Here is a 21,742-nt window from a genome sequence, read left to right on the forward strand (position 1 = left end):
CCCTATTTGAAGCCCGCCTTAGTTATAGCTATTTACCTTTAAAAGTCTCAAACAGTTCTTTAATTTTTTGAGCGACCGCTTCAGCTTGTGCAGGGATTTGCTCATCTGAATAAGTCGTTAAATACCGATATTGCCCAACTTGGACACTATAAATCGCCTCTTTGAAGACAGCAATATCACTCTTATCATCGCCAAATGCGATATAAGGCTCCTCACTCAGCTCTTCTAGAGTCGATACTTTAGAAACATCACTTGGTCCGATATGCAGATATTTTGTCTGATCATTATAAAAAACATCAACATCGTCAATACTAGTTAGCTGGTAAGAAATATCCGCTAAGATATCCTCGTGATTGCCCATATAGCAAACCATCTTTAAGGGGTCCTCGAGATTTTTGGCTGGTAGTTTCTTTCCAATATGAAGTGGATCTACTAAATCAATAAAACCGAGGTGCTCTTCATTAGCTGTGGCATAGTTAATATAATTATCCACGAAATAAGGAAGGTTATAGGTTTCAGCATATTTCAGAACTTCCTCATAAGCTTTACGATCAAGTTTGTGTTGAAGAACTAGATTACCTTGATTGTAAGCCATACCACCATTTAATCCAATGACTAGCTCTTTAGATAAAACATCCCCTAATAACTTGACAGTTGCCCGGTAAGCACGAGCCGTAACAAAGCCGATATCGTGCCCATGGTCTTTGGCTTTTAGCAGAATAGCCTTGATATCATTATCAATAGATTTCCCATCAAATGTGAGTGTGCCATCCAGATCAAAAATAAATCTCATATTTAGCTCCTTACTCTCGCTATTATAGCAGAAAGAACCTAGAAAAACTATAAAAATATAAGGGAACTTGAAGCAACTTCATTATCGGTCTTTGATTCAAAAAAACACTCTAGATCAACTAGAGTGTTTTCATAGGTATTCATCTACTACCAAGTGATTCGATTATTTTTTAAGGTTGTAGAATGATTGAAGTCCTTTGTATTGTGCAACTTCACCCAATTGATCTTCGATACGAAGTAATTGGTTGTATTTAGCCATACGGTCAGTACGTGACAATGAACCTGTCTTGATTTGACCAGCATTTGTTGCAACTGCGATGTCAGCGATTGTTGAGTCTTCAGTTTCACCTGAACGGTGAGAAACTACTGCTGTATATCCAGCTTCTTTAGCCATTTCGATAGCTTCGAATGTTTCAGTCAAAGTACCGATTTGGTTAACCTTGATAAGGATTGAGTTAGCAGCACCTTCTTTAATACCACGTGCAAGGTAGTCAGTGTTTGTAACGAAGAAGTCGTCACCAACCAATTGAACTTTGTTACCAAGACGTTCAGTAAGAGCTTTCCAACCGTCCCAGTCGTTTTCATCCATACCATCTTCGACAGTGATGATTGGGTATTTGTTTACCAAGCTTTCGATGTAGTCGATTTGTTCAGCTGAAGTACGTTTTGCACCAGTTTCACCTTCGAATTTAGTGTAGTCATAAACGCCATCTTCGTAGAATTCTGAAGAAGCACAGTCCAAACCAAGCATGATTCCATTTTCACCAGCTTCATAACCAGCAGCTTCGATAGCTTTAAGGATAGTTTCTACACCATCTTCGATGCCGTCGAAACGAGGAGCAAATCCACCTTCGTCACCAACAGCTGTTTCAAGACCACGTTCTTTAAGGATTTTCTTCAAAGCGTGGAATACTTCAGAACCCCAACGAAGACCTTCTTTGAATGTTGGCGCACCAACAGGCATGATCATGAATTCTTGGAAAGCGATCGGAGCGTCTGAGTGAGAACCACCGTTGATGATGTTCATCATTGGAGTTGGCAATACTTTAGTGTTGAAACCACCAAGGTAGCTGTAAAGTGGCACTTCAAGGTAGTCAGCAGCAGCACGAGCTACAGCGATAGACACACCAAGAATTGCGTTTGCACCCAATTTACCTTTGTTTGGAGTACCATCAAGAGCGATCATAGCACGGTCGATTGCTTGTTGGTCGCGTACATCGAAACCGATGATAGCTTCTGCGATAACTTTGTTTACATTGTCAACAGCTTTTTGAGTTCCAAGTCCGTTGTAGCGAGATTTGTCGCCGTCACGAAGTTCAACTGCTTCGTGTTCACCAGTAGAAGCTCCTGAAGGAACCATACCACGACCGAATGCACCTGACTCAGTATAAACTTCGACTTCAAGTGTTGGGTTACCGCGTGAGTCAAGGACTTCGCGTGCGTAAACATCAGTAATAATTGACATTACAATACTCTCCTTATGAGTTAATTTTTTTACAGTTTCATCATATCACAAACCCTGTTAATAATCAAACAAAGGCTGTAATTACTCTGAGTTTTTCTCACAGTCGCTGTAGAACTCCTGCTCTTGCGCTAGACTGTTTCCTTATAAATAACTCCTTGCAAGTTATGATACAATGGTAAAAGAGAGGTATGATATATGACAGATTTAGATAAACAAATTCTTAGCAAGGCTTCTGGTGAGACACGGCTTAAACCTGATGAAATGCGACGTTACCTAGGCACCTATCGGGAACGGGTCGTTCTCACGATTAATAAGGGGGAGGGTAACCAACCAGATATCAAGGCAGCCTTTCCGAAAATTTTAGAGGATTTGGCTCAGCATTATGAGCATTTAAAAGTTAAAACCTGCCCTAACTTATCTCAAAGCAACCAACTGTATTATATGAAGTTAGCACAAGAAGCAGGTATCAGCTTTACGAATATCACTGAAGATAGTGGGGAGAAACCTTTTGATCTCTTGATTCATACCGATAAGGCTGTTGATCTTGATGAAACTGATATTCGTCAACTCTATGCTTCTTTACTAACCGAACAACAGTACTCAGATGATAAGCCAAAGAAATCCTTTTGGAGACGCTTATTTTCCTAATCTTCTTTAGGGGGATTAGAATTCATTTTTTGACTATATTATTATTATCTTGCCACGTAAAAAGGCTGAGAGCAAAGCTCTCAGCCTTTTGTCTTATTTTTTATCAAGATTATATCTCTAATTTCCTAGAATTTTAGCTTTTTGTGCTTGAAATTCTTCTTCTGTCAAGACACCCTGGTTTTTGAGCGCTTGCAATTTCATCAATTCTTGAGCAACCGAATTGGTGGCGTCAACAGCTGCTTGGCTAATATTTAAGGCAGCTGATGGGCTTTCCTGGGTATAGCCAGGTGCAGTCTTAGCAGAAACTGGCTGGGCTGGTTGAGGATTATTATTCCTAATAGCTAACACTAGTAGAACAATCCAACCAATCAAGGACCAAGCTGTGAGGAAATTGACAATAAACAGGGTCCACTTATTTTTGGCGGTACTTAGAATTGTCGGTAGGAAGTAGACGACTGAACTAATGATCGCAAGGAAGAACACTAAGATACCTTGTATCAATAAATTGAGTGTTGGAAAGACTAGACCGATCTCATACCATGTTAAGAAAAAGATTGGAATATAGGCTAGCACCATCATTGCGATTGTCGATGCCAACGTCTGCCCGGATCCCGTTTCCTCAGGCTGAGAGGTGGTTGCTTGTGCTGGTGTTTGGAAGGTATTGGTAGCAGCTTGAGAAGGCTCAGCTGATACAGGTTGAGCAAAGCTTTGAGCAACCCGCTCTGGCTGAGGTTGACTAGGTTGGAAAGCTTCAGCTGATGGCTGAGGCTGGTAAGCTTCTGTCACATCAGCATAGGCAACTTCTGCTGAGGAATCTTGGCTCACTTGCGGAGCTACTGGTGACTCTTCAAAAACAGCTTCCTGCTCTTGTGCAGGCATTGTCTCTTCCACACTGCTCTCTGATAAATGATCAGCTGGCATAGATGTAGTCTCCGATAGCGGCTGCGCAGGTGTTGCTGGAGGCTCATTTGCCACTGAGTTTGCTTCAGCTTGTACTGGACTAACAGGCTCAACTACAGGATCTTGCTTCTCTATAGGCTCAGGCTGAACTTGGGGCTGCTCTATCGTCTTATCTTGTGATAAAGGTTGTTGCGTCTGAGACGGTTCAGATTTTGCAACCATGGTAAATTCACCGTTTTTAGCGGCCTGTGCCATTTCTGGGATACTAGGCTTTCGTCCGTAAACCAGTGTGAAATATTCAATCCATTCTTGTTGATTCATAGTTTCCTCCATTTATTCTTAAGTGTCATTATAACAGACTCTTTTAGCTTGAGCAATGCCGAACCATTATTAGCCTTCTGGATCTATCCTTGAAAACTTTTCTATTATTTCTTATCTCCATAACCATTTGGATGTTTTGAATGCCAAGACCAAGCCGTTTCGATAATGGTTTCAATATCATCAAATTCTGGTGTCCAGCCAAGGATACTGCGAGCTTTCTGGGAATCTGCAATCAAAATATCAGGATCTCCTGGGCGGCGATCAGCTTTTTCGGCTGGGATCTCTTGACCTGTCACCCTACGAGCGGCTTCTAGAATTTGAAGATTTGAAAATCCAGTAGCAGATCCAAGGTTAAAGGCAGTTGAGGGATTTCCTTGACGAAGATAGTTAAGAGCTAGAAGATGGGCATCTGCCAAGTCAAAAGGATGCACGTAATCACGGACATTTGTGCCATCCAGCGTATCATAATCATCTCCAAAGATCATAATTTTTTCTCTAACTCCTTGAGCCACTTGTAGGATGATGGGTAAGAGATGGGTTTCAGGTCCGTGGTCTTCACCGATTGAGCCATCTGGTTTTGCGCCAGCAACATTAAAATAGCGTAAAGGAACAAATTTAATACCGTAAGCCTGATCAGCCCATTTCATGATAGTTTCCATCATCAGCTTACTTTCACCATAGGGATTGATGGGGTGTTGAGGCGTCGTTTCCTTGATTGGAACTTCTTTTGGAACACCATAAGTGGCTGCTGTTGAGGAAAAGACAATGTACTTGATCTGGCACTCGTACATAACTTCCAGAAGTTTAACCATGCCGACTGTATTGTTATCAAAATACTTGAGTGGCTTTTCCATTGACTCTGCCACCAGAGAATAGGCAGCAAAGTGAATAACGGCATCTACTGTAGGGTTTTCTGCAAAGACTTTGCGCATAAATTCCTGATCTGCTAAATCGCCTTGGTAAAAATGAGCGTCTGGATGGACCGCAGCACGGTGCCCTGTTGTAAGATTATCGACAACAACTACTTCTTCTCCTTTTTCGACCAAACGATCAACCATATGAGATCCAATATAACCTGCTCCACCTAAAACCATAATGGCCATAATTCTCACAATTTCTGCTGGATATTAGCTTTCCGGCAGATTCCTTTCCTAACATTATTTACCCAATAGCTCATCGAGTTTTTATGTCAATTATACAGGTTAAATTCTAAAATTTCCATAAACCCTAGCATAGAAAAAATCAGTCCTAGAAGGGCTGATTTGTCTGTATAAAATTGACTTTTCTTCTGATTTTTAAGGAAGGTATTTGCCGGATGCTAGGTAGAGTTCATACCAGTCATGGTGTGACAGGCTTACTTTGCTAGCTTGAGCCGCTTCTCTAATGTGCTGTGGATTCATGCTTCCGATAATCACTTGCATATGAGCTGGATGGCGTAAAATCCAAGCCAAGGCAATGGCTGCTTTGGTAACTCCTTCACGTTTGGCAAATTTATCAAGAGCGGCATTTAGCTCTGGAAAATCTGGGTTATCGACAAAAGTTCCTTGGAAGAAGCCATATTGTAGAGGAGACCAGGCTTGAATGGTGATGTCATTAAGACGACAATAATCCAGTGTATCACCATCACGATTGATTGACATATCTGTCTCCTTGTTATTCATGTACAGCGGTTGGTCAATCAGTTGGGACTGCTCCATAGAAAGCTGAAGCTGGTTAAATACTAGAGGTTGCTTAACATATTTCTTAAGCAGCTCAATTTGTAAGGGCATAAGGTTGCTGACTCCAAAATAGCGGACCTTACCACTTTTTTCTAATTCATCAAAAGCTTCTGCAACTTCTGCTGGATCGAATAAAACATCAGGGCGATGGAGCAAGAGTGAGTCAATATAATTGGTTTGCAAGCGTTCCAAACTTTCATCGACACTGGTCAAAATATTTTCTTTGGTCCAATCAAACTCGTGACGTTCAAAGCGTAAGCCGAGTTTGGTTTGAATAAAAATATCTTCACGCTTAATATCGGTCAGCTTGAAGGCTTGGCCAAAACGGCTCTCAGCTGCTCCGTTACCATAACTAGTGGCATGATCAAAAAAAGTAATTCCTGATTCATAGGCAGCTCTGATAACGTCTGCTGCTTCCCCATTTGATAAATCTGTCATACGCATACAACCTTGGACGATGGCTGCAACATTTTTAGGGCCGTTAACAATATCATAAGTTTTCATGATTTTTCCTCTTTTCTTTTATCAAGACTACTTTTCTAAACTAGCCAACACCTTAGCTACAATGTTTTCAACTGTCAATCCATTGGCTTGTAAGAGTTCAGAGCGGTCGTATCGATCGTGGAAGGCTTTGCTGATACCATAATTTTGAACTTTCAAGTTTGTATCACCCAAGTAGCTAGCTACTGTCTGTCCATAACCACCATCGAGCTGGCCATCCTCAAGGGTCACTACAACTTCATGGTTAGGTTCAAGAGAGTCCAATAATTCTTTATCCAATCCAGAAGCAAACCGAGGATTGACCAAGGTAGCTGTTATAGCATGGTCTTTTGCTAAGACATCTGCAACTTCCTTGGCGAGGTGGTAGAAGTTGCCGAGACCAAAGAGGGCTACGCCTTTACCTTCTTGTGTCACCAAATTTTTATTGATAGCTGAAAAATCAGCTGGTACAGCCTGACCAGTTTCCTTAACTTCTCCAAATGGGACACGAATAATAACTGGATAGTCTGTTTGATCAACAGCCCAATCCACCATGGCCAAATGTTCTTCCTTGCTGGTCGGTGCTAGGTAGACTATATTAGGAATATGAGAAGCATAGGTCATGTCAAAAATGCCCAGGTGGCTCTCCACATTCATGGCTTGGCTGGAAGCTCCGTAAACTAAGACAGTTGCTGGTTCTTTATTGAGAGCCATATCATGTGATAGCTGGTCATAAGCCCTCTGCATAAAGGTTGCTGTCACTGCCCAGACTGGCTTAGCACCATTTTGTGCTAGTCCTGTTGCCATAGTAGCTGCTTGCTCTTCAGCAATCCCCACATCTACAAATTGTCGTCCTGCCTCTTGCCGTTGATCCATAGATAGAATAATCCCAGGTGTACCAGCATTGAGAACAATAACGGTTGGATCTTGCTTAATCTTGTTGACGATTAATTCTGTCGTCAGACTGTTGTAGGTTTCTTGACTATTTCCTTGATCTAGATACTGCCCTGTCTCTAGACTAAATGGTCCACCAGCATGGAAATTGTTACGATTATCTTCGGCTGGTTTAAATCCCTTACCCTTGATCGTATGAATGTGTAAAATGACAGGATGATCGCTGTCTTTGACATCTTCAAAAAGTTGGATCAAGGACTGAAGGTCATTGCCCTCTTCTAGATAACGATAATCAAAGCCAAGTGCCTTGAAAAGATTATTTGCCGCTTCTCCCTTACTTTCACGCAAGGTACGCAGAGCTGTGTAAAGCCCCCCTTGTGGATTAGGAGCAATTGACTGGTCATTATCATTGACGATCACTATGGTATTAGTCCCTGATGTCGCAATCTGATTCAGGCCTTCAAAAGCCATCCCCCCTGATAGAGAGCCATCTCCAATTAGAGCCACAACATTGTAAGATTCTCCCTTTAAATCACGCGCACGCGCTACACCTGATGCCAAGGACAAAGAGGTGGAGGTGTGACCAGCAATGAATTGGTCGTGCTCGCTTTCTCTAGGGTTGGTGTAGCCAGACACATCATCATAATGAGCTGGATCTGTGAAGGCTTGGGCACGGCCAGTTAGCATTTTATGGATGTAGGTCTGATGCGATACATCAAAGATAAACTTATCGATAGGCGATTGGAAGACATAATGCATAGCTACTGTCATCTCAACCACACCAAGGTTGGGCCCGTTATGACCACCATGGTGACTCAATTTTTCTAAAAGAGCTTGACGGGCATCATCTACAACTTCTTGGAGTTGGGTTGCCGATAGATTTTTTAAATCAGCAGGTGATTGAATCTTTTCTAACATCACTTATTCCTCCTTTATTCATGCCGTCATTATACACCTTGGAGTTAACTCCAAGGCAACTAAATAGACATATGCCCTGTAAGTAGGATCGCCCTTACTGGCACTTTACCAAAGAACGAGTCTGGGACAAAAGCCCAGACTCGTAGCATTATTTATTAGATTTGCGCAGTGGTTGGGAGCAAGACTCGCTGACTTGCCGGCTTAGTCTTACCCCTGCACAGTTCATTAGGTGCTTTAGTACCAATGAACCACTGCTGATTGGCAGTCCTTATCTTGGGGCCATTCTTATTTTCAGGCGCTCCCTTAAACAGGCCACTGGACTGTTTAACGACCATGCAAGTGATAACTCCAACGGTTTGGGGAACTGTTGGAAGCCACCTAATCTCATGAACTTACTGTTCATCTCATTTTCAACCTCAAAAGGTCTGGGAGACCTTTTGAGCTATGTAGAACTTTTTAATCGGGAAATAAAGCCTGCAAAGCAATGGTCAAAAGCTCCAATGGGCTTTGGCAGTCTGGGGATAGACTGCCAAAGCATTCTACCTAAAAATAGGAAAGCGAGGTAAATCAAAACGGTGATTTTCTCACGGTTTACTGACTGAGTCCCACTCTCGTTCTTGCTTAGTCATAGTTTCGGTCTAGTTCTTTATTTTCTAAAATGCGCAAGAAATGGTCACTCGGCACTTCACCATTATGATATTTACGATAGAGCTCTGTCAAAGATTCTCTGTGCTTATCATAGAGTTCTTTTCGTTTTTCTAATTGTTGGTGATGGAAACGATCGATCTCTGACTTATTTTGCCTCAAGAGGACTCGTAACTCTTCTTGCTCATCTTGGTTTTTGATTTGGTTTAGTCCCCAGGCAACTTTCTTAGCGGCATAGTCCTGATAATCGTGAATTCTTGAGCGCTCCAACTCCCTGTGGCGATTGATAATGGTAGTGAGTTCCTTAGGAGAATGAATGAACTCCCTGACAGCTGTGATAGGATCAGCATCTACTACGGTGTAAGTCAGAGCTCCAAGGTAGGGCATCAAAAAGATTGTAATCGCTCCTGCTGCAATTAAAGTCGAAGCAATGTCACTGGACATAAAATTGTCCTTCACTGCTATTCCTGTAATACCAACAATCAAAGGAAGGGCTGTACTGCAATAAAAAGCAACGGAAAAACGATTGTGGAGACTGAGACGTTCTTTGGGATTTTTCTCTAACGAAAGGGAAATCACAATAGGAATGGCACGAATCATAATCAAGGCTGCGATAAAGGCTAGCAATAAGCCTGGGCGTTTACCAACAGCACTCATGTTGATACTAGATCCAGACATAACAAAGAAGAGGGGAATCAAAAAACCATGAGCCAATCCATTGAGCTTTTTCTCCAAGAGGTGAGAGTTTTCTGGCATGACAAAGCGAAGAACAAATCCTGCCGCAAAGGCTCCTAGGACAATATCCAACTTAAATAGCGATGAAAAGGCAACCAAGACAATCATCAATAAAATAGTGATACGAACGGTCATCTGAGAATTGGTATCTGCCTTTGCTTTCAAGAAATTGTAGAGACTCCCTCCACCTTGAACCGCTTTATTTCCCAAAAATCCCAGCCAAATACAAAGAATCAGCAGCAAGCCCAAGATCGTTGCTGTTTGCCAGGTAGATCGAGCTGATAATAAGATAGCCATGGCAATGACTGTCGATACCTCTCCCCAGGTCCCGTAGGCTAGTATGGTATCACCCATTTTTGTTCCAATGAGCCCTCTTTCTTCAAGGATGGGCATAAGAGTTCCCAGAGCTGTTGTGGTAAAGAGTAGGGCGGTTGCAATCACCCCTTGGCTACCTGAGGCAATATTGGGCATGATGACTGCGACTGCTAGACCAATCACAAAGGTTACACCCCAAGTCCAAAACCCTTTCTTTCCTTCTTTTCCGACAATGACTTTAGGGTCAATTTCATACCCTGCCAGTAAGAATAAGAAGGCACAGCCTAACTCTGATAGCAGTTCCAAGGCTTCACTATGCGCATGAATCATATTTAAACTATGAGGTCCAAGAAGGGCTCCCGCTGCAATCAAGAGGACTGGCTCAGGAACGACCTGTCTGGGAATTAGTCTAGCTACTAAGGGGGTTACTGCTGATATAAAGGTAATAATGGTTAGTGAAATAAAAATCTCTGTCATAACAATCTCCTTTGAAAAGGTCTGGGAACATTGAACTGTCACATTTCTGCGATTATATCAATCCTTGTCCCGTCCTCGGTCAAAATCTTTGGTATTATATCATTTTCACCTATTGCCTGCTAGCCTTGGGGCTTGTTTGTCATAAGATTGTCAGTGATTTGTTATCTCTTTGATCTCATCTTTTGATTAAGGATACTAAAAACGGCTCCCCTTGGCCTTCAAGGCGAGCCGCTTGATTTTACTGGTATCATCGTCGCCTTTTATCATGGAGCTATCCATTAGGATCTGGATCAGTTTTCACAAACAGCCACTTGTTGTATCTCAACAGCCATCTGACTAAGAGATAAGCCGCATAAACGGCAACGCCTGCTGCAAACGTATAGAGAGACCACTTGACTATCTGCATTAGAAAAAGCTGGGGACTTCGTTCCAAGGTTGTTACCCAATCTCTCAAATTCCACAAACTGTAAAAGAAGCTATTATCATGAATCAAATAAACCATGAAGGTCGATTGGCCTAAGAATGATAAAACACGGCTATTGGGCAAGCATAAGCGCCTAAAAATCTCAAATAGGCAGACAGCAATGATAATAATAACTAGGCTGCTATTATTAAAATCAGGCACTCTTTGCAGAAACTCTTCCTTCTCGTCGCTGATCATATAATTTCTAATATTGGTGTTGACCTGATTAATGCCAGATATATAGATCAGGACGTAGCTTAAACCAGCGACTCCTATAAAGGTGGTTAGGCGAATCTTTTCGAAAACATCAAAACGGCGGATAAAGCCCGCTAGTGAATAGAGAAAAATGCCTGTCACCAAGATATCTAAGCCGCTAGCTAGAGACCGAAACATATGATTGGTCCAAGAGAAGGTCAAAAGAGCAAAAAGGATCAAGAGAAAGTTGGTATAGCCTTTTTGATCCAGCTTTTGTAAAAATTGATTTAAATAAAACTTGGCAAAGAGAATAACGGCAAAATAATAACCCACAAACCAGAATTCATCGTTGATCCGCATGAAGCGCTGCAGAGTCAGCGCAAAATCTGGTCGCCACTGTTGAATAAAAGGGGGCAAGCAAGTCAAAACTACCGCCACAAAGACAAGCTGGCTGATCAACTTCTTAGAAATATGGCCGATCTTAATAGCTTTTGCCTCCCTATTGGCCATGAAATAGCCTGATATAAGGATAAAAATCGCATTGCCAATACTGCCGAAAGTCATGATAATATTTAATATCAACAAGCGAGGATAAAAGACAGGATGATTGAAGGCATCAACAACCTCACGTCCCAAGCTTTCTGGATCAACCAGCTGGACTTTGACACAATGGCGCACGATATGATACATGATGATCAGAAACAGAGCGACCACTCTTAGCAGTTCAATATTAGCATCCCTGGGCTTCTTTTTTGTTGGCATCATGGCTTCCTCCCTCCATACATCGTCATTAAGAAACTCTCATCATTTTTGGCATTCCTTAACACTAACTATAACACTTGTACCATCCTAACATGAAATGGAAAGAAGGTCTAGCTTTAAGCAAACCTGTCAAGTGTCTTGTGGAAGAGCTTTTGTGATGGTGAGCGTGACTTCAATATGGAGAGGTTATTATTACATAAACATTTCTAGGATTTCTTTAGCATATATATCTGAGTGATTGATAGAATACTCTCCATGATACAGGTTGTCCTTGATTTCTAAATAACTTCTAGGAAGCATTTCATAAAGTAATTCCACCAAGAAAGTCCACCACCATGAGGCAGTATGATAATATCCTTGTTTTGTTCTCCATCTTCTACTATTTTCATGGGTTCTCTCCATTTCTGTTATTCGTGGGACTTCTACCCTTCTCAAGCTTCCCTAATTAGCAAATGCTATTCCTGCTTGCTGACTTCATCAACAAGATGTTCAGCTAATTTTTCACTATACTATTTATTATACTGCGAAAATACAAAAAGACTGTTACTACAGTGTATTTTACTGTAATGACAGTTCTTTTTTCTTTATCATTCCATTTCCTATCCATTCAAGGAGAACTTTATGTTCTTCATTTTCTAAAAAACTAATACCTAACCATCTCTTAAATTGTCTAAGCTTGAATCGTCCTTTTTAAAATAAGTAGGAAGATTATTTTCTTCAAATGGACTTATTTGATCTTTTTAACATAACGTTTTCCTACACAGTTTCCAAAACTATTTCCTAATTACTTATTAAATAATTTTGCCCAGTTTTGCTTTGCATTCATGATACGAGAAATATAGACATTGTACTCCTCAATATAATAAAAAGCTAAATAATTCTCAATAGGCATGTAGCGGTAGCTTTTGCCATCATCAGTTAATTCACCATAACCTCGGCTCGCCACACGGGGACAAGCTTCAGGGAAGATTTCTAAAGTTTCTAAGGCAGATAAAATTAAATCAATTTTACTATCGGCAGATTGTTGGCTATAAAAGTTGAGAACAATGTACTCATGAATAGCTTTCAAATCCTGCTTAGCCGCATCAGATAAGGAAACGATGTAAGGTTTACGATTAGTCAAGACCAAATTCCTTTCTGACGTCTGCAAGCACTGTGACCTTACCTTGAGCAATATCTTGATGGCCTAGCAAAATCTCTTTCTTTAAATCTTCAAAAGCAATTTGATACTGTGACTCTGGCAAGTCACTCGAAACAAATTCTTTGGCATCGACAGCGCCAGTCGCAATCTTCCTTAATGCGGCATTAAAAACATCTGTAAGACTGATTTGCTCATCTGCTAAAATGTCCTTAGTTTGTTGATAAAAAGCAGAATCTGCACGAAAATTAACAGGTTGTGTAGTAGCCATATGAAGCACCTCTTGTATATACTATATGTATTTACATTGTAGCATATAGTTAATGTATCATTCAACTAAAAACTCAATATAGCCACGCCGTATGCATGAAAAGTTCCTCTAAATATTTTTGTGACTGGCAGCCATTTTTAAATGGATAGATTCCTTGTCGTTTCACCATCAACCATTTTTACAAGTTCTATGGTAACTTCCCCAAAAGTTTCTTTCAGATTTTTTAAAAGAGTTATCACATTCCATAAATTAATCTCCCTAAAAATAAGCACGCCCTCAGAGGTTCAGTTTTACCGCATCACTTGATTCTTCGACAGCTATCTTATATTTTACTTCGCTCGTACAAGCAGTGCAACCACCTCCACATGATGCGTCTGTCGAAGTCAAAAGATTCAGTGAATCTTTTGAGCGCCTTGCCTTAAAATAGTAAGCAAGGCGGACAATCTAATTGCATTGTTCGAGTAAAGCGACACATTCGATGTGATGTGTGTTTGGGAAAAGGTCCACCGGCTGGACTTTCTTTAGTTGGTAGCCCAGCTCTTGGTAGCGTTTGATGTCACGTGCCATAGTGGCTGGGTTACATGAAATGTAGGTGATTTTGTGTGGTGACATGGCAGCACTTGCTGTGATGAAGCTTTCCGTCAGGCCTTTACGAGGGGGATCCACTAGGATAAGGCTTGGTTTGATGCCCTCTTTTATCCATTGATCCATAGCTGCTTCTGCACTAGAAGCCACATAGTGGGCATTGGTGATCCCATTTTTTCGTGCATTCGCCTTGGCATCTTCTACAGCTGCTTCCACCACTTCGACTCCATATACTGCCTTAACCTGCTTGGCAAAAGAGAGGCCAATCGTTCCGATACCAGAATAGGCATCAATAACTACATCATCGGGTCCTAGATCAGAAAAATCAATAGCTGTCTGATAAAGCTTTTCTGCCATAACTGTATTGACTTGATAGAAGGATTGAGCTGAGATGTCATAGCGATTTCCCAACATCTGATCCTCGATCGTTGTTTTACCGTAAAGGGTCCGAAACGACTTTCCAAAAATCACATTGGTATTTTGATCATTGACATTTTGGATGATAGAAACCAGGTTCGGAAAGGCTTGCGTCAGTTCGTTTATCAACTGGTCAATACGAAATAGTTTCAGACGTGTGCTAACAATCACCAGCATCATCTGCCCCGTGTAATGCCCTCGACGAACGACTAGATTGCGAATGAGACCTGTCTGATTGTCCTCATCATAAGGCTTAAGGTCATAGCGACGCAATAAATCCCTAGTGTAAGCAATCAAGCGGTCGATTTCCTTGTCTTGAATGTAAAAATCCTCTATAGGAAGCAAATCATGAGAGTTCTTTCTGAAAAAACCAGTTTCTAGTTGTCCCTTGACCCGACGTACAGGAACTTGCGCCTTATTACGGTAGGCATAAGGTTCATCCATGCCAATGGTTTCAGCCACCTCAATGTCAGTAATTCCGGCTGTCTTCGCTAGATTAGTAATGACTTGCTGGCGCTTAAATTTGAGCTGCTCAGCATAATCCAGATGTCCTAGATCAGCTATTCCTGTCCGCAGATAGGTAGCATCTAGATCCTGGTTACGAAAAGGGGAAAACTCCAAGTACTCCTCGACTTTGCCATAGCCGATTTTCTTTTTGACTTTTAAGACCCGCATCGAAATACGCTCACCCGGCAAGGCATTGTCCACAAAAAAGACAAGGCCGTCGACCTTAGCTACACCTGCTCCCTCGTGGGTCAAGTCTATAATCGTTACATCTATGATAGTATTTTTTTCTAACATACTCTCTCATTTCTCGTTTACTAGTATTGGATCTCTTCCTGGCGCCCTGATTGACTGTCGATTCAAACTCAGACTACAAAAGAATGTTGGACTCAATCAGTAAACCGTGAAAAAATCACGGTTTTGATTTACCTCGCTTTCCCATTTTTAGACTCGGAGTTCTGCCACTTTCTTATTTTTAGGTGGCAGGCTTTGACAGGCTATTCCCAGACTGCCAAAGTCCACTGGAGCATTTTGACACTTGCTTTACAAGCTCTATTTCCCGATTAAAAAGCTCTACTAGAGCTTTTTAACCCACCTCCGCATAGCTCAAAAGGTCTGGGAGATCTTTTGAAGTTGAAAATGAAATGAACAGTAAGTTCATGAGATTAGATAACCTCCAACAGTTCCCCAAACTGTTGGAGCTATCGCTTGCATGGTAGTTAAACAGTCCAGTGGACTGTTTAAGGGGGTGCCTGAAAATAAGAATGCGCCCCAAGATAAGGACCGTCAATCAGCAGTGGTTCATTGGTACTAAAGCACTTAATGAACTGTGCAGGGGTAAGATTAAAGTTGGCATAGCCAACAAGTCTTACTCCCAACCACTGCGCCTAGTCAGTGAAATTGACTAAATAAATAAGGCTGAGAACTTTTGTCTCAGTCTCATTATATCATACTTGATTACAGCCTAGCGTAGTCCCATTTCTGAGAGTTCGTTTTGATAATAATCAAAGTCAATAGACAAGCCTGAGCCTCCATACATATCTGTCGCATCAGTCCAGTCGCTATGCTCAGGCATGGTTCGCTGCTCAACCCCCCTAGACATGTCTGACATTAAGCCCACACTATTTTGAAGAAGAAAGGTATAAGGAATATTGGTCGATGTCATGCCAAAGATTTTTCCTGCCGCCTCTGATCCTGATAAGAGCTTGGAGATATTTTTAGTCTGACTAATGACTTCTGACATCACTTGTTGCTGACGCTTGGTGCGACCGTAATCGCCTTCATCATCCTTACGAAAACGTGCGTAATTGAGTAAGGTTCGCCCATCCATTTTTTGTTTACCTTCTTTGATGGTCTGTTCTGGTGTCACACCATTTTTAGCATTAAGGTCGTCTGGCACCTCAACTTCAGTCACATCTTCACCATCTATAGTGGCAAACTGGGCATCAATTTCAACACCATCTGGAAATAGGGTATCAACAGCTTTGGCAAAGGTTTCAAAATCCAGCATGGCATAATATTTTATCTTGATGTCAAAATTATCCTTTAGAACCTGCCGCATATACTCAGCACCGTGGTGGTCATCTTGCTCACCTAAATTGAAGGCAACATTGAGCTTTTGATCCTTAGCTCCCTCATAAGCACTGACCCCTGAGATATTAACCAGTGTATCCCTCATAAAACTGACAGTCTTTACCTTTTTATCGGAATTTCCCACATTGGCTACCATAATGGTATCAGTCCTGGCATCTGTATCGTTCTGAGTGACACGTTTGTCACTTCCTAGAATCAAAATATTAGTGCCGTCAGATGTATCTTCACCGTTGAATTCTTCAACTAAGGCTGCGTGATAATTAGGATCATTAGAGAGATCATGGATTCCTTTGTAAAAGCGGTAGCCCATCAAACCACCTACTAAAAGGAGAGCCATAACAGCCACCCAGAAGACTCGCTTAAGACGACGTCCCCAAGGTTTATAAGCCTTAGGTGCAGACGACTTCTTGTCCCGGCGCTTGCGCTTGTCCTTATTAGAACGTTGTCTGCTCGTCCTAGCTTTTCCTTCCGGATATAAAGGAAGCCCCTGTGGTGTTAAGTCAGCGTTTTCTTCAGAGTAATCCTCTAAACGAACCTCTGGATTTTCTTGTATCTGCTCTGCAAAACGACCCTCAGTAAGCTCTGGATTGGATCCAGCCACTTTTTGCCTTAAGTAGTCGTACTCCGCCATCTCTTTGGGTGTTAGATAGTGGAAGTTACTCATCAAATAGTTATAGCGTAATTCCTCATGATGAGTCAATCTAGGGTTTGCCATATTGTCGTTCCTTTTACTTATATCGTGAAGACCGAGTAGTCTCCCAGTATTTTATAGGTAATTTCTAGGCTAGCCAGCTCTTCTAAAGCAAAGCCGACCCGCTCTGGATCTTGGTTATCGATATCCAAAATAAAGAAATATTCTCCCAGGACTGTTCTTAGGGGGCGGCTTTCAATTTTAGTCAAATCAATGCCACGCCAGGCAAATACCGATAGGGCTTTGTATAAAGCGCCCGGCAGATTGTCTGGTAAGGTCAGGGCTAAACTTAACTTATGGGCTGATGCTTTCAGATCGATTTGAGGCTTATCGTGACCTAAGAGCCAGAATCGTGTAAAATTCTCATCTATTTCTTGGATATCTCTTCCAATGATGGTTAAACCGTACTCTTCAGCCGCTACTGTAGGAGCAATCGCTGCATAGGGCTTATCAGGATGATCAGCCACAAAGCGTGCTGCATAGGCGGTACTAGCTGTAGGCTCTATGGCCACATGTGCAAAGTGATCTTGGAGATATTGTTTGGCTTGAGCAATAGCTTGAGGATGGGAAAAAATCTTAGCAATAGCTCTGTCTGTCCGGCTTGCCATTAACTGCTGTTTAATGGGCTGAACAATCTCAGCCGTAGCCCTGATCTCTGCACGGTGAAAGAGATAATCTAGGCTCTCATGAACTGAGCCTTCAATAGAATTTTCAACAGGAACGATGGCATAATCCACTTCCTGCTTCTCATAGGCCTTGATAACTTCTGTTATCGTTTTATAAGGCTTAAGCTCAGCATCAGCAAAGATCCTCAAGGCTGCATTATGTGTAAAAGACCCACTAGGGCCCAAATAACCTACAAACATTTAATTATCTCCGCAATCGCTTCTGGTGATTTGTCTGTCACATCAATAGTATAGTTGGCTGAGGCTTGATAAAGCTTCTGACGGCTATCAAAGATAGCCTTAAAGTTGTCCTTGTCATTATGGACGAAGAGGGGCCTAATATTGGCTTTATCAGCTTGGATACGATCATATAAGGTATCAAAATCAGCCTGTAGATAAATAGTCTGTCCATTAGCCGCTAGGAGCTGGCGACTTTCTGGGCTCAAAACTACTCCGCCTCCTGTTGAGATAAGGTGGTGACTTTCTGACAAATCAGAAAGGGTCTGTCTTTCAAGTTGACGAAAGGCTGCTTCTCCGTGCTGCTCAAAAAAATCAGCAATAGTCATTCCAATCTTGTCTGCTATCACCTGATCCATATCAATAAAATCAGGATCTACCAAAGATGCTACAGAGGATTTACCTGATCCCATGAAGCCAATTAAAATCTTAGCCATTGATCAACTCTTTCAAGTGGTCAAAGAATGTTGGGTAGCTGGTATTAATCGCTTCTGCTCGATCAAGCTCAACCTCACCAGTCTTGACTAAAAGGGCAGCAATAGCTACCATCATTCCAATGCGATGATCCCCTTGGGTATTGATATGAGCTCCATGCAGGAGGGTTCTTCCATTAATAATCATACCATCAGCAGTCGGATGAATCTCTGCCCCCATACTATTTAAGGCATCGGCTACAACCTGAATACGATCCGTTTCCTTTACCTTGAGTTCTTGAGCATCACGGATAACTGTCTGCCCCTTAGCCTGAGTAGCTAAGAGCGCAATAATAGGCAGTTCATCAATCAAACGGGGGATAATCTCTCCTGATATTTCTGTACCGTGGAGCTCTGATGTTTCCACTGTAATCGTTGCTGACTTAGCGACTGGATCGATCTCACTTAGAGCCAGTTTACCTCCCATCGATTTAATGACGTCCAGAATACCCGTTCGTGTTTCATTGATCCCAACGTTTTCGAGCACAATCTTACTATCTGGTAGTACGAGACCTGCGACCAACCAGAATGCTGCACTGGAGATATCCCCAGGTACATGGATATCCTGAGCTGTGAAGGTTTGAGAACCCCGTACACGAATTTCCTTGCCTTCAATTTCTAAGTGACCCCCAAATTGAGTGATCATATCTTCCGTATGATTACGTGTTTTCTCTTTTTCAATGATGATAGATTCCCCATCAGCTTGCAAGGCTGCAAAAATAAGAGCGGATTTAACCTGAGCAGATGCAACGGGAAGCTCATAATGGATAGGCGCGAGGGATTTGGAGCCATGCATTTTAAGGGGGGGTAAATCACGATCAGTGCGACCGGCTATCTCTACGCCCATCTTTCTCAAGGGAATTGATACACGGTCCATAGGACGCTTAGATAAGGAGTCATCTCCCACCATCTCAACAGCAAAGTCTTGACCTGAAAGAAGACCTGAAAGCAACCGAATAGAGGTACCCGAATTCCCCATATCTAATGCTTGCTCTGGTGCCTTGAGACCATCAAAACCTACACCGTGAATTTTCACTAGCTTGCCATCATCTTCGATAGTGACTCCCATATCACGAAAAGCCTGTATAGTTGAGAGGACATCCTCTCCTCTCAAGATATCATGTACCGTCGTCACGCCCTTAGCTAGGCTACCGAACATGATAGAACGATGACTAATTGATTTATCCCCAGGAATACGTAGGTGACCACGCAGGTGATCAACAGCTGTTTCAAGTTTCATAAATAGGCTCCAATATGCAAATGATTATCAATATTTTACCACAAAGCCTTCAAATATTCAGAGCTGATCCGAAAATTCTTTGGGACTTTTGGATGATTTTAAGTCGAATCACTATTTTATGTCTTCTCACTAACTAAAAAGCCTGGAGGCAAAGTCCAGACTTTTAAGCATTGTTATAGATTTATCAGACAAGTACAACGGTTGCCCCCTGTCCCTTGTCTTGCTCTCTTGTGGCTATCAAGCATAGCCGTAGAGTTGACTAGCCGTCACAAAGGTGTAGCCTTGAGACTTAAGGTAGTCGAGAACTTTTGGAAGGGCTTGAACTGTTGTTGGATGAATATCATGCATCAAGATCACACTCCCCTCCTTGGTCTGTTGCTTAACCTGTTCAAGAATAGCATCTGGATCCTTGCTCTGCCAATCAAGAGTATCAACATCCCAGAGAACTTCATAAAGGTTTGATGCATTGCGGACTGTTTCATTTGTTTGACCGTAAGGTGGTCTCAGAACAGCTGGTGGTAGGCCAGTGGCATCTTGAATCGCCTTACTTGTTTGATTTATTTCAATATCTAAGGCGTCCATCGGCAAACTGCTTAGCATGGAATGGCTCCATGAGTGATTCCCAATTTCTTGGCCGTCATCCACGAGATCTTTCATGATAGACTCATTTCCCTCAATATTTTGGCCAACCACAAAGAAGGTGGCCTTTGCACGGTATTTTTTGAGAATTTCCAGCACTTGAGGCGTCGTTGTTGCATCTGGTCCGTCATCAAAAGTCAAAGCAACATAACGACCAGACATCTTTTGATGGTAGGCATTGCTACTATGTTTGTAGGTTTGATAGGCCTTCAGGTCTTCATTTTTTAAATAAATAGGGTTTAAAATAGAGTAGAGCTGGTCTATCTCTAATGGGATGGACTTGTCTTGGATCAACAGTCTTAGCTCCCCATTACGATAATCATAGTCTTGTGATTTTAGGCTTGTTTTTTGGAAGGTGGCCATCAGTTGCTTTCTATCTTTATTGCTAAGAGCGATAGATTTCAAGCTATTTTCCACTAGAGGCTTCAGGTCATCTTTGGCCTTGGGTGAGCGAGATAAAAAGTCTGCCAAGGTAACACGTGAATTATCAGAATTGACGATAATCGATTGTAAGATTTTAGTCTTCTGGCGTCTTAGCTTTTTATCCTTGGACTGATAGGTATCCATATAAATGTCTGCCTGACGGATACCGCTGAGCTGGACTTGGGAGTAAGACAATCCAATAAAGCGATAGCTGCCCTCAGAGCGCTTAGTCCCTAATTGTTTTATCTCTTTCTTTAGTGGACCATTAATCTTACCATCAGAATCAGCTGGGAAATGGTAATAGGTCGTCCCTTCTCTAATCACTCTAATCGGACCATTTTGACGGCTTTTATTGATCTCCATTTTTGTTACTGCATGTAGATCATCTTGGACGACAGCATGCTGGTAGATGAGCAAGCCTAGCAGAGCAGCTGAGACAAAAATAGCAGCATACAGAAAGTAGATATATTTTTTCACGATATTCCCCTTTAACTCAATCACCTTTATTATAGAGGAAAAACATTGATGTATCAAGAACTTGTTTAAATCATCTACTTACTGTCCCTCTCTGTATTTCCTATAGCTATTATCAAGCGGGGCCAAAATAATTTATCCGCATATCAGACAACATGTATCTTACTTTATTCTTATCTATTTTCACTAACTTAGCACAGCAGCTGTTGGCTTTTTCAATAGTTTCAGATACTAAAAAACAAGCTCACATTGAACTTGTTTTTTTAAATCTTGAATCTTATTTACCCAGTTTTGCTTTTGCCGCATCAGCCAATGCTGTAAATGCTGCAGAATCATTGACAGCCAAGTCAGCAAGCATCTTGCGGTTCACTTCGATTTCAGCTAACTTCAAGCCATGCATAAGCTGTGAATATGACAAACCGTTCATACGTGCAGCTGCATTAATACGAGTGATCCACAATTTGCGGAAATCACGCTTACGTTGACGACGGTCACGGTAAGCATAGTAGTAAGAGTTCATCACTTGTTCTTTTGCAGTACGGAACAAGATGTGTTTAGCACCATAGTAACCTTTAGCTAATTTCAGTACACGTTTACGGCGTTTACGTGAAACAACGCCACCTTTAACACGAGCCATTTAATATTTCCTCCGAATTTCTTAAGT

19 protein-coding genes are annotated in these 21,742 nt (G+C 41.8%); 1 reads left to right on the top strand and 18 read right to left on the bottom strand.

Features of this window, described 5'->3' with window-relative positions; all coding sequences use genetic code 11:
- Positions 1 to 28 precede the first annotated feature (28 nt).
- The gene (locus tag AC4HAI_RS02790; RefSeq protein WP_491110354.1) at positions 29 to 793 is read right to left on the bottom strand and encodes an HAD-IIB family hydrolase; all 765 of its coding nucleotides are present in this window, start codon (positions 791 to 793) and stop codon (positions 29 to 31) included.
- 162 nt (positions 794 to 955) lie between these two features.
- Complete coding sequence (gene eno / locus AC4HAI_RS02795) at positions 956 to 2,257, bottom strand: surface-displayed alpha-enolase (RefSeq protein WP_491110356.1); 1,302 nt, start codon at positions 2,255 to 2,257, stop codon at positions 956 to 958.
- A gap of 195 nt (positions 2,258 to 2,452) precedes the next feature.
- Here eno and AC4HAI_RS02800 point away from each other — a divergent pair, with 195 nt between their 5' ends.
- A complete protein-coding gene (locus tag AC4HAI_RS02800; RefSeq protein ID WP_491110358.1) occupies positions 2,453 to 2,905 on the top strand; it encodes a DUF1694 domain-containing protein in 453 nt (150 codons plus the stop codon).
- Positions 2,906 to 3,022: 117 nt separating this feature from the next.
- On the opposite strand, the gene AC4HAI_RS02805 is transcribed toward AC4HAI_RS02800, so the two are convergent.
- The 16 genes from AC4HAI_RS02805 to rplT form a co-directional block, all read right to left on the bottom strand.
- The gene (locus AC4HAI_RS02805) at positions 3,023 to 4,126 is read right to left on the bottom strand and encodes a superinfection immunity protein (protein WP_491110360.1); all 1,104 of its coding nucleotides are present in this window, start codon (positions 4,124 to 4,126) and stop codon (positions 3,023 to 3,025) included.
- Between the two features lie 104 nt (positions 4,127 to 4,230).
- The gene (galE, locus tag AC4HAI_RS02810) at positions 4,231 to 5,229 is read right to left on the bottom strand and encodes a UDP-glucose 4-epimerase GalE (RefSeq protein WP_491110362.1); all 999 of its coding nucleotides are present in this window, start codon (positions 5,227 to 5,229) and stop codon (positions 4,231 to 4,233) included.
- Positions 5,230 to 5,421: 192 nt separating this feature from the next.
- Positions 5,422 to 6,348, bottom strand: a complete 927-nt coding sequence (locus tag AC4HAI_RS02815) for an aldo/keto reductase (protein ID WP_491110364.1) — start codon at positions 6,346 to 6,348, stop codon at positions 5,422 to 5,424.
- Between the two features lie 27 nt (positions 6,349 to 6,375).
- Positions 6,376 to 8,136: a 1-deoxy-D-xylulose-5-phosphate synthase gene (locus AC4HAI_RS02820; RefSeq protein ID WP_491079699.1), complete on the bottom strand. Its 1,761-nt coding sequence runs from the start codon at positions 8,134 to 8,136 to the stop codon at positions 6,376 to 6,378.
- 155 nt (positions 8,137 to 8,291) lie between these two features.
- A complete protein-coding gene (locus tag AC4HAI_RS02825; protein ID WP_491079700.1) occupies positions 8,292 to 8,471 on the bottom strand; it encodes a hypothetical protein in 180 nt (59 codons plus the stop codon).
- Between the two features lie 286 nt (positions 8,472 to 8,757).
- On the bottom strand, positions 8,758 to 10,308 hold the full coding sequence (locus tag AC4HAI_RS02830; protein WP_491110366.1) for a cation:proton antiporter: 1,551 nt from the start codon (positions 10,306 to 10,308) through the stop codon (positions 8,758 to 8,760).
- Positions 10,309 to 10,579: 271 nt separating this feature from the next.
- Positions 10,580 to 11,731, bottom strand: coding sequence for an acyltransferase family protein (locus AC4HAI_RS02835; protein WP_491079702.1), 1,152 nt, complete (start codon positions 11,729 to 11,731; stop codon positions 10,580 to 10,582).
- A 781-nt stretch (positions 11,732 to 12,512) separates the two neighbouring features.
- A complete protein-coding gene (locus AC4HAI_RS02840) occupies positions 12,513 to 12,851 on the bottom strand; it encodes a type II toxin-antitoxin system RelE/ParE family toxin (protein ID WP_491079703.1) in 339 nt (112 codons plus the stop codon).
- Positions 12,844 to 13,137, bottom strand: coding sequence for a type II toxin-antitoxin system RelB/ParD family antitoxin (gene relB / locus AC4HAI_RS02845; protein ID WP_491079704.1), 294 nt, complete (start codon positions 13,135 to 13,137; stop codon positions 12,844 to 12,846). The genes AC4HAI_RS02840 and relB overlap by 8 nt, the downstream gene beginning before the upstream one ends.
- Before the next feature lie 444 nt (positions 13,138 to 13,581).
- Entirely contained in the window at positions 13,582 to 14,940 is a 1,359-nt protein-coding gene (gene rlmD / locus AC4HAI_RS02850; RefSeq protein WP_491079705.1) for a 23S rRNA (uracil(1939)-C(5))-methyltransferase RlmD, read from the bottom strand.
- A 667-nt stretch (positions 14,941 to 15,607) separates the two neighbouring features.
- Positions 15,608 to 16,951: an LCP family protein gene (locus AC4HAI_RS02855; RefSeq protein ID WP_491079706.1), complete on the bottom strand. Its 1,344-nt coding sequence runs from the start codon at positions 16,949 to 16,951 to the stop codon at positions 15,608 to 15,610.
- 17 nt (positions 16,952 to 16,968) lie between these two features.
- Entirely contained in the window at positions 16,969 to 17,793 is an 825-nt protein-coding gene (gene pheA / locus AC4HAI_RS02860; RefSeq protein ID WP_491079707.1) for a prephenate dehydratase, read from the bottom strand.
- Entirely contained in the window at positions 17,784 to 18,266 is a 483-nt protein-coding gene (locus tag AC4HAI_RS02865; protein WP_491079708.1) for a shikimate kinase, read from the bottom strand. Before AC4HAI_RS02865 ends, pheA begins: the two co-directional genes overlap by 10 nt.
- Complete coding sequence (gene aroA, locus AC4HAI_RS02870) at positions 18,259 to 19,542, bottom strand: 3-phosphoshikimate 1-carboxyvinyltransferase (RefSeq protein ID WP_491110368.1); 1,284 nt, start codon at positions 19,540 to 19,542, stop codon at positions 18,259 to 18,261. The genes AC4HAI_RS02865 and aroA overlap by 8 nt, the downstream gene beginning before the upstream one ends.
- A 237-nt stretch (positions 19,543 to 19,779) precedes the next feature.
- Entirely contained in the window at positions 19,780 to 21,081 is a 1,302-nt protein-coding gene (locus AC4HAI_RS02875) for a polysaccharide deacetylase family protein (RefSeq protein WP_491079710.1), read from the bottom strand.
- 274 nt (positions 21,082 to 21,355) lie between these two features.
- Complete coding sequence (gene rplT / locus AC4HAI_RS02880; protein ID WP_491079711.1) at positions 21,356 to 21,715, bottom strand: 50S ribosomal protein L20; 360 nt, start codon at positions 21,713 to 21,715, stop codon at positions 21,356 to 21,358.
- Between the last annotated feature and the right edge of the window lie 27 nt (positions 21,716 to 21,742).

The sequence above is a fragment of the Streptococcus sp. ALY_208 genome (genome assembly GCF_058314295.1).